The organism is Roseovarius sp. D0-M9 (assembly GCF_037083805.1).
GTDB lineage: Bacteria > Pseudomonadota > Alphaproteobacteria > Rhodobacterales > Rhodobacteraceae > Roseovarius.
The window spans coordinates 1-2,327 of sequence record NZ_JBAPKZ010000096.1 but is presented as its reverse complement, the minus strand read 5'-3'; the positions used below and the strand labels follow the sequence as shown (position 1 = coordinate 2,327).

At 57.2% G+C, this 2,327-nt stretch carries 3 protein-coding genes; 2 read left to right on the top strand and 1 reads right to left on the bottom strand.

Annotated features, from left to right (window positions below):
• On the top strand, positions 1–212 hold a 212-nt coding region (locus V8352_RS21520), incomplete at its 5' end, for a sodium-independent anion transporter (protein ID WP_336426304.1).
• A 437-nt stretch (positions 213–649) separates the two neighbouring features.
• Here V8352_RS21520 and V8352_RS21515 read toward each other — a convergent pair.
• Positions 650–1,195: a hypothetical protein gene (locus V8352_RS21515; protein ID WP_336426303.1), complete on the bottom strand. Its 546-nt coding sequence runs from the start codon at positions 1,193–1,195 to the stop codon at positions 650–652.
• Positions 1,196–2,017: 822 nt separating this feature from the next.
• Between V8352_RS21515 and V8352_RS21510 the strand changes: the two genes are divergently transcribed.
• Positions 2,018–2,327: chemotaxis protein CheB (locus V8352_RS21510; RefSeq protein ID WP_336426302.1), on the top strand; the 310-nt coding region annotated here is incomplete at its 3' end.

Sequence of the window (2,327 nt, the reverse complement as noted above, 5' to 3'; positions counted from 1 at the left end):
TTTCGGCGGTGAATGAGATCGACCTCTCGGCGCTGGAGTCGCTCGAAGCGATCAACTCCCGACTGAAGGACGCCAACATCCGCCTGCACCTCAGTGAGGTGAAAGGCCCAGTGATGGACCGTCTGCAACGCAGCCATTTTCTGGATGAGCTGACAGGCGAAGTCTTCCTGAGCCAGCATGAGGCAGCCAGTCGGCTCGCCCAAACCAAGTAAGTCAGAAAAATGGACGGTTATCGCTCAGCATAGCCTGACACACGAACTCTTTGCATCCAACTCCCGTCACGTTTGAAAGCTGACGGTATCATCAACAAGGGCAGTGGAGGCAACCCATCATGGAAGACGCCCTTATCGACCAATTCCGACTGGCAGAATACCACCGGAGATTAGATGGCCAAGCCTGAGCTCGACTGTAAGCACTCCGTTGATACCGCAGCTTACGCTGTTTGACTGCCCATTGTGGATGCCACTGGCGACCAGTTCCAAGGGGCTTTGATGATGTGACCGCCTCCCGACGGCATCAGGCATTCGCGGCGTTACCTCGACGGATAAATCACATTCTATGTCCAACCCAAGTGAGCGGTTGTTCAGATTGGAAGAAACAACCCGCATCAGCCTGTCGTCCATGATCACGATCTTGGCGTGCACATATATCAGTGGGCGTAGGGACGCTTCGAGGTCGGCCTGACCCGAAATGGGTTGCCGTCCTGATGTTGGGACGTGTCCCATCTGTCAGCTGTGGCATCGATGCCACCACAGAAGGCAAGCGCATCATCGATGACGATGATCTTCTGATGATGGGCAGCGCCACTGGCATGCGCGTGATCGAGTTTAAGGCGAATGCGATGTCCGATTAACCAGTCTGCGAACCTGAGTGGCATTGACCTCCGCCCAAGCGTGAACAAAAGGCCGACGTCCCATTGCAGACGATAAATCTTCAGATCTGGGCGTTGACGCACAAGCCAACTGAGGAATTCACCCAGACGGCTCGGAACTTTGTCTTTTTCCTTTCCTGGCTCGAGATCGATCCGCGTGTCGAATTCCCACCCGATCATGATAACGCTATGCTGCGCCTTTTGCATGACGTCGCGCAGAATTCTGAAATAGTCAGCGGCGTCGACAATCATGGCCAGATGCTGGGCGGTCTCGATACGCCAGCACGTGTCGCCGGCGCGTTGAATTGGTGGTCCGGCATTCATGACTGGCCTCCTGTGAAAGCGACGTTGTGTCGGGGCTGGGGCTGTTGGGCGCGTGCTGTATCCGCGGCGATGAGGTCCTTGCTCTGCGGGCAGGCAACCATGCGCTGCCTGAGCCGAGTTAGATCGTCTCGACAGTGGACCGCGAGTGCCGGCTGGACTTGGTCCAAACGCCGGCTTGAATGATTGGCCCGACCCAATATCGCCTGCCGCCAAACAATAGCGTTTGGCGCTATAGTCCTTGGAAATTACAAGGGCGTCTACCTTTGCTGAGGAAACCCAGCCAGCGCGCGAAGTTCTTGCAGAACGCCAAACCATGAAAGATGACGGAGTGACCGGAGTGACGGCGCTGGGAGTATAGGGCATTGAGGTCTCACATGATGTTTTGGCCGAAACGCACTCCACCGCCGTGACGCTTGTGCCGGTTTCAACCGAATCTTCTTCCCGCCACGTACAGGAAGGATTAAGCCGTCACCAACTGGCCCATGGCGCCGGTTGGTGTGATGCGCTTCTAAAATCGACGCGGCGCGGGCGAGTAGCACATCAAGGAAGGCAAATTCGCCTTCCACTTGACGCGCCTGGCTTGCAGGCGATGGACGAGGCCGTTCTGCGGCTTGAACCGCCCAACTATGTGCGCTTCCGCCACCGTGGACGCCGCTCGGGGCCGAAAGAACTTGCCCCAAGGCCAAAATCAGGCGAGTTTTCCGTCAGCGGCAGGCCACTCGGGGAATGTCGGGTATAGGGGCAGCAAGAGGCCAGGACCCAACGTCAGACTGTAACTGGTCAATTCCCAAGCTACAGGGCCGAAAAACCCACCAATCTGCATTGGAACAGACCATTTCAAAAGATGAAGCGCACAAACTTCTGCCCGTCATCGCCGTTGGTGCCTCTGCTGGCGGGCTGGAGGCGTGCCGCGCCCTGATGATAAAGATACCCGGTGATACGCCGGCGGCGTTCATCCTGATCCTGCACCTCGACCCGACGCATGAGAGCATGGTGATCGACCTGCTGGAGGGTCATATCGACCTCAAGGTCGTTCAGGCGGTCGACGGCATGGCGCTGCGCAAGGGGCATCTGCACGTCATACCGCCGGGTGTCTTCCTGACCGTCAAACAGAATATCCTGCACCTGTCCG